The organism is Nocardioides stalactiti (assembly GCF_014180715.1).
GTDB lineage: Bacteria > Actinomycetota > Actinomycetes > Propionibacteriales > Nocardioidaceae > Nocardioides > Nocardioides stalactiti.
Map to the genome: position 1 here is coordinate 2,474 of NZ_JACEFC010000183.1, position 2,969 is coordinate 5,442.

Annotated in this window: 3 protein-coding genes; 1 reads left to right on the forward strand and 2 read right to left on the reverse strand. The window is 72.8% G+C overall.

The window, feature by feature from the left end; translation table 11 throughout:
- On the reverse strand, positions 1 to 1,097 hold a 1,097-nt coding region (locus H0487_RS21580), incomplete at its 3' end, for a S8 family serine peptidase (RefSeq protein ID WP_183096278.1).
- 183 nt (positions 1,098 to 1,280) lie between these two features.
- Here H0487_RS21580 and H0487_RS21585 point away from each other — a divergent pair.
- Entirely contained in the window at positions 1,281 to 1,676 is a 396-nt protein-coding gene (locus H0487_RS21585; RefSeq protein WP_183096279.1) for a cold-shock protein, read from the forward strand.
- 1 nt (position 1,677) lies between these two features.
- On the opposite strand, the gene H0487_RS21590 is transcribed toward H0487_RS21585, so the two are convergent.
- Positions 1,678 to 2,969: MFS transporter (locus tag H0487_RS21590; protein ID WP_183096280.1), on the reverse strand; the 1,292-nt coding region annotated here is incomplete at its 5' end.

Below are 2,969 nucleotides of genomic sequence, written 5' to 3' on the forward strand. Positions count from 1 at the left end.
GCCATCGCTCCCGTCAGTCGTGGTCCCTGCCGGGTGAGGACGGCGCCGGTGGGCAGCGGCGAGGTCGCGGCGCCGACGGTGATCACCCAGGGCGCCGGATGGGCGGCGTAGGCGTCCGCCCCGTCGTTGCCGGCTGCTGCCGTCACCACCACGCCCGCCTCGGTCGCGCCGAGCAGGGCGCGCTCGACCGTGTCGATGGTCCCGGACGGTCCCCCGACCGCGAGGTTGAGGACATCGACTCCGGCGGCCGTCGCCCGGTCGATCGCGGCGACCAGGTCGGCGGTCGCGCAACCGTCGTCCTCCGGGTCGGGAGCGGACCAGCAGGCCTTGTAGACGGCGATCCGCGCGTCCGGGGCCACCCCGGAGAACCGACCGAGTCGGTGCGGCCCGGAACGGACCGGCGTGTCGGCGGTGCCGGCGGCGATCGAGGCGACCTGGGTGCCGTGGCCGTCGGTGTCGCGGGGTGAGAGCACAGCGGCGGAGCGAAGCGCGTCGACGCCGAAGCCCTCGACGAATGACGCCGCTGCGGCGATCTTGGCGGAGCAGTCGGCCGCGCTCCACGAGGGGTCCTCGGGGGCGTCGGTGCAGGTGCCGACGAAGGACCGCGGCTCCGGACCGAGGCGAGGGCCGACCGCGAACGCGGGGCTGGCGGGATCGATGCCGGTGTCGACGAACCCGATGACGGTGCCGGCGCCGCCGTTCCCACGCTGCCGCTGCGGGCGGGTCGCCGAGGTGGCCGGCGCGGCGGCTACGTCGGCGAGGGGGCGCACCGCGTTGTCCTCGACCAGGGCGACGCGCGGGTCGGCGGCGAGCGCGTCGTGCTGTTCCTCGCTGAGGGAGACGGCGAAGCCGTTGAGGGCGGACGTCCAGCGATAGACGGGGGTCGGGGCGTCGACCGTCGCGAGGACGGCGTCCTGCTCGGTGCGCATCCGGGCCGCGACCAACGCGTCGGGGGTGTCGCCACGGTGGCCGGTCGTGCCGGGTCCGCGCAGCGTGACCAGGTGGAGCGTCGGCTCACTGCCCTCGTCGGCGTACGACGGAGCGGCGACGGCGAGACCTGCGGCCGTGAGCAGCACGACGAGCGACTCACGCAGCATCCGTCCATTGTGACCCAGGGGGGTGCGAGATCGACAAGTCCTCAACCGCAGCAGTGACAGGTTCGGGGGCAGGAGGAACGGTCGGGGCGAAAGCCGTTCGTGACCGACTGCCCCCATGTCCTACGATTTCACGTCGCGCTCCGGAATCGCCGGGGCGTGACGCGTGAGAGAAGGGTCGAGACCGTGCCGACTGGCAAGGTGAAGTGGTACGACGCGGAGAAGGGCTTCGGCTTCCTCTCCCAGGCAGAGGGGCCGGACGTCTACGTCCGCTCCGACGCGCTGCCGGACGGCGTCACGATCCTCAAGCCCGGGACCCGGGTGGAGTTCGGGATCGCGCAGGGTCGCCGCGGCGACCAGGCCCTCCAGGTCAAGGTGCTCGACGCGCCCGCGTCGGTCTCGCGCAACCAGTCGCAGGCCAAGCGACGCAAGCCCGAGGAGATGGTCCCGATCGTCGAGGACCTGATCCGGCTGCTCGACGGCGTCGGTGAGGACTACCGCCACGGTCGGCACCCTGACCGGCGGACGGCCCAGCCGGTCGCCAAGCTCCTGCGCGCGCTCGCCGACGAGCTCGAGGCCTGACTCAGGCGGTCCTGACCGCGGCCGGCCTGCTCGCCTGCTTCGGCCGGTTCCGCAGTGCGAAGACGGCCCACGCACCGAGGATCAGGGCGGCGAACGGCAGCCCGAAGTCGTTGACGGCGGGATAGGACAGCACGACGCCCAGGAAACCGCCGACCACCCAGGCCACCTGGAGCGTGGTGTCGCCCTTGGCGAAGGCGCTCGAGTGGGCGCGCACCGGCACGTCGGTCTGGATGGTCGAGTCGAGCGACACCTTGGCGAGGTACTGCATCAGGCCGGCGGTGAGGCCCAGCACGATCAGTGGGACCAGGCTGTAGGCGATCGCTGCGAACACGACGGCGGCGATGTCGGCGAGCAGTGCGACGACCACCATCGCGGCCGGGTTGATCTTTCGAGCCACCGAGGCGACCACGATGCCGAGGGTGTTGCCGAGACCGGCGGCGCCGACGACGAGTCCGACCGAGAGCGTGGTCCGGGTCGTGCTCTCCCAACCGTCCAGCGGTTCCGTCGCCAGCACGAAGGTCATGAACATGACCATGAAGCCGGACAGGAGGCGCGGGCCGCAGTTGGCCCGCAGCGCGAAGGCGACCCGTGGCGGTACGCCGGTGATGTGGGCGGCGGGCGCCGGCTTGCTGCCGCGCGGCGCCTCGACCACGTCCTCGCCGAGGGTGGAGTCGACCTTCGCCGGCAGCAGGATCGCGGCGACGGTCCCGAGGGCGAACACCACGAAGGCGTAGCGGCAGGCCCACTCCGGTCCGAACCAGTAGGCGAGTCCGGCCAGCGGCGCCGAGACCGCCGCGCCGACGACGCCGGCGAGCGAGACCCGCCCGTTGGCCTTGACCAGGGCGATCTGCTCGGGGAGCAACCGGGGCACAGCGGCCGCCTTCGCGACGCCGTACGCCTTGGACGAGATCAGGACGCCGAGTGCGGCCACGTAGAACCAGGGCGACCCGCTCGTGAGCGTCCCGGCAAGGACCCAGCACAGGAAGGCACGGAGGGCGAACGTCGCGCCGATCGCCCACCGCCGCCCGTGGCTGAAGCGGTCGAGGAACGGCCCGATCAGCGGCGCGAGGGCCGCGAACGGCACCATCGTCAGGCCGAGGAACAGCAGGACCGGTCCGCGCTCCCCGCTGGTCGCGCCAGCGAAGAAGATGGTGCCGGCCAGGGCGATGGCGAACGCGGAGTCGCCGGCGGCGTTGAAGGCGTGCAGCTCGATGAGCCGGTTGAGGCCGGACTTCTCGGCGCCCTGGGCGCCGGCGGCCTTCCGTGCCCGGCGGAAGGTGGCCACGCCGAACC